This is a genomic window from Lautropia dentalis (assembly GCF_003892345.1).
Taxonomy (GTDB): Bacteria; Pseudomonadota; Gammaproteobacteria; order Burkholderiales; family Burkholderiaceae_E; genus Lautropia; species Lautropia dentalis.
Window position 1 is genome coordinate 2,064,418 of record NZ_RRUE01000001.1, and the last position, 4,109, is coordinate 2,068,526.

Consider the following 4,109-nt stretch of genomic DNA (forward strand, 5'->3'; position numbering starts at 1 on the left):
GCATTGAGCTGCGCATACGTCAGACTCTCCTCCTCGTACTGCACCGCCACCGCTTCCGGTGTGCGCTCGACCTGCTGCTCGAACAGCTCATGGATCAGCGCTTCCTTCGGGTAGTCGGCTTGCGTGGCGTTGAACACACGGATGACCTGCTCTCGCGCCCGCTGCGGCATGATGTCGAACTGCCTCACCAGGAGCGTAGACTCCCGCTGTAGCGCTCCAACGACCTGTTGCAACGCACAGTGCAGATACTCGATTACCTGCCCGGCATCCACCGACGGATCCGTCTGGCTAACGAACACAAAACCATCGCCCGTGTCATCCACCGACAGAACAAAGGGATAGTTGGTCGCTTCAAGTTCCTCGACGAACTCCACACCATCCATACCCCGGACACTATCGTGCATCGAACCATGCCGGTAGTTGAACAGAGCACTGAACAGAGGAACATCGCCTTCGACACCACTGCAGCGCTGCGCCAGCGCAAGTGACGCACTCTCGTGCCGGATCAGCCCTGCCATGCTCTGCTCAAGCTGCAACAGCGCCTCCCGCACCGCCAGCCCCGCCATGTTCAGCCGCAACGGCAGCACATTGATGAACATGCCCAGCATGTGATCGATGCCCGCCACCGGCGCCATCCGCCCCGACATGACCGTGCCGAACACCACATCATCCCGGCCTGAGAACCTGCCGACCACCAGACCGAACACCAGGTGAAACACGATGGCCGGACTGACCCTGAGACTGCGAGCCACACGGCGAACCTGTCTGGCCAGCGCCTGCTCCACCGGCGATATCCTTTGCACGATGGCCGTACCATCTCCGCGCACGTCCTGCAGCCCGAACGGCAGCGAGGGCTCGTCATAATCGGCAAGCATGTCCTTGAAGAAGGCCTCTGCCCGGGCCCTTTCACCGGCATCACGGCTGTGTTCCACAAATCTGCGATAGGAACCTACCTGTCCGTCCTGCGCAGGCTGTGGCCGATCCTGGCCCTGCATCAGCGCCCCGATTTCGGCAAGCATCACCTCGATGGATACATGGTCGGTGATGATGTGATGAATCGTCAGCGCGCCATAACACTCCTTCTTCCCGGCAACCTCGCCCAGCACCATCCCCACCAGCGGCGCCCGGCCAAGGTCAAGTCGCTCGAACCGGGGCTGCAGCCATTGACGAAACGCCCCTGCAGCATCCTGCCCGGCATCCAGCATCATCCTCGTACAGACTGGCTCTGCGTGACGCTGCACGACCTGCACCGGCTCGGGCAGATCGCTCCACACGAATATCGTGCGCAGAGCCTCATGGCGCCTGACCAGTTCCTGCAGCGCGGCAAAGAAGGCCTCGAAGCGTGCCACCGAATCGAATCGAAACACCTCATGAACCACATAGGCATCCCGCTTCTCATCCAGCCGGTGATGAAACAGAATGCCCTCCTGGGTCGTCGACAGTGGGCAGATATCCCGGATGTTGGACGCACCGCCCGGCACCCTGGCCACGATTGCGTCGATCTCGGCCTGATCGAAGCTGGCCAACCCCACCATCTTCGGCAGGATCCGCGTGCATGCCTCGGGAATTTCACCAACAGCAGTCTGTTGTGCATTCTCTCCATCCGAACGACGGACCAGCTGGGCCGCCAGATCCTTCATCGCCGATGCACCGCTCGAATAGCCCGCCTCGGCTGATGCAAACAGGCCATCGTCACGCAACCGGGCCAGCAAAGCCACCATCAGCAGTGAATTGCCACCCAGGTCGAAGAAGTTGTCGTTTCTTCCAACCCGCTCCACGCCCAGCAGTTCCTGCCACAGCAGCGCCATACGCTGCTCCACCTCTCCCTGCGGGGCTTCGTATTCGTGCGTGACCAGGGCATCCACATCCGGCACCGGCAGCGCCTTCCTGTCCACCTTGCCGTTGGGAGTGAGCGGCAACGCCTCCATCTGCACAAAGGCCACCGGGACCATGTAACTGGGAAGGCTTTCCTTCAGGGTGTCACGCAGCTGTTCGGGCCTGGGCAATTCGTCTTTCGGCTGGCCCTGTGCGGGTGTCCAGTACGCCACCAGCCGCCTGTCTCCCGGCTGATCCTCCCGCGCCAGCACCACGGCATCCCGCACCCCTGGCAACTCGCCCAGCCGCGCCTCGATCTCACCCAGCTCCACCCGAAAGCCACGGATCTTGACCTGGAAGTCATTGCGGCCCACAAACTCGATCAGCCCATCCGCGCGCCAGTAACCCAAGTCTCCCGACCTGTACATCCGTGCATCCGGCTCATCACTGAACGGATCATCCATGAACCGCTCTGCCGTCAGCTCCACCCGATTCAGGTAACCCCGGGCCACACCAGCTCCGCCCACGTAAAGCTCTCCTGCCACGCCCAGCGGCACCGGCTTTCTCTGCTCATCCAGAATGTAGACCCGTGCATTGGCCACCGGCCCTCCGATCGGCAGACTCTGCCCCGCGTCCGCTGCCCACTCCGGTTCCACCCGGAACATCGTCGCGCACACCGTCGCCTCGGTCGGCCCATAGGCATTGACAAAGCGAGCCGCACTGCTCCACTGTTGTGCCAGCTGCGGCGGGCACACGTCTCCGCCCACCGACACCGTCTGCAGGCTCTCGAGCCCCTCGGGCTCTCCCAACGCACTCAGCGCCATCGGCGGCAGCATCGCATGCGTAATCCCGCGCGCCAGCAGCAACGTCCGCAGCGGCTCGCCCGGCATCAGCCGTTCTTTCGTCGACAGGTGCAGGCTCGCACCATGCAGCAACGACACCACCACTTCCCAGACGCACGCATCGAAACTAAACGAGGCAAACTGCAGCACGCGGCTCGTCTCGTCCACACGCAGCTCCTTCTGCAGCAACTGCGCCAGATTGCAGACACCCGAATGCTCGATCATCACCCCCTTGGGCAAGCCCGTCGAACCCGACGTGTAGATCACATACGCCAGATTCGATGAAGTCTGGCCTGTCTCTTCGCGGCTGATGTTTCCTTCCGGCTGACCTGCATAGGCCGACTCTTCATCGAGCAGCATGATCTCGCCGATGACTCCTTCATCATCCGTATCCGCTGCGCCCGTCACTGCCGACAGACGATCCCGCAGGCCCTTCTGCGTCAGCAGCACCTTCGCCTGCGAGTCCTCGAGCATGTATGCGATACGCTCTGCCGGATACTCCGGATCCACCGGCACATACGCCGCACCCGCCTTCAGCGTACCCAGCAGCCCCACCACCATCTCGAGACTGCGCTCCACGCTGATCGCCACCAGCGTATCCGGCTTCACCACCGGAGCCCCCGCAGCATCCCTCATCGCCCTGAGTCGGTGCGCCAGCTGGTTAGCCTTCGCGTTCAATTGGGCGTACGTCAGCTGCTGCTCCTCGTACTGCACCGCCACCGCTTCAGGTGTACGCTCTGCCTGCTGCTCGAACAGCTCGTGAATCAGCACCTCCTTTGGATAGTCCATTACCCTATCGTTAACGCTACGGACCAGCGAAACTGCTTCGCGGTTGATAGAAACATGTTCTTTCTTGATATCCATGAACTCAAAAAGAAGACGAAAACACGAGAAAGAGCTCTTTTTGACCAATGGTCAAAGCAAGCACGAACCGTCCAACTTTATCAACGCCACGCATCCTTTCACTACTACAAGTAATGATTAGTCGGCCCTGCAGAATCCTGAATCAGCAACAAGTAGGCAGCGCGGCCGGCCCCGGCCGCCTGATCGCTACTGACAACAGCAATCCCTGCAGCAGCGCACAAAGCGCAAAAAACCACCCCAGCCCTAGACGGGCCACCGCCCGCAGCAGCCAGCGCAGGTTGTAGCCCGCCGCGCACAGCACCGCGTGCAGGGCATCACCCTCTGCCTCCTTCAGCCAGCACCGGTCCAGTCGATGATCGGCCTTCAGATGTCGGTCCTGAACAACCCGTCTCACCCCCTGATACCCAGTGTCTGACCCCGGGAACCACCCTGCAGAAATTGCAGGATTTGCGATCATAGGGGCTCGTTTTCTTGCAATTTCTCCGGGGTTCTCATGGGTCCAAAGCCATCACAACCACAGACTGGCGAGCTGTTCGGGTATCCGCTGCGCGATCACCTGAACCTGAAGCATCCGCTGATCCTGCTGGG

General features: G+C 61.4%; 1 protein-coding gene and 1 pseudogene. Both read right to left on the bottom strand.

Going from position 1 to position 4,109, the window contains the following annotated elements; genetic code table 11:
- On the bottom strand, positions 1-3,446 hold a 3,446-nt coding region (locus EHV23_RS07985; RefSeq protein WP_203228912.1), incomplete at its 3' end, for a non-ribosomal peptide synthetase.
- 217 nt (positions 3,447-3,663) lie between these two features.
- Positions 3,664-3,891 (bottom strand): annotated as a pseudogene (locus tag EHV23_RS16050) (IS5/IS1182 family transposase); the annotation flags it as partial.
- Positions 3,892-4,109: the final 218 nt, after the last annotated feature.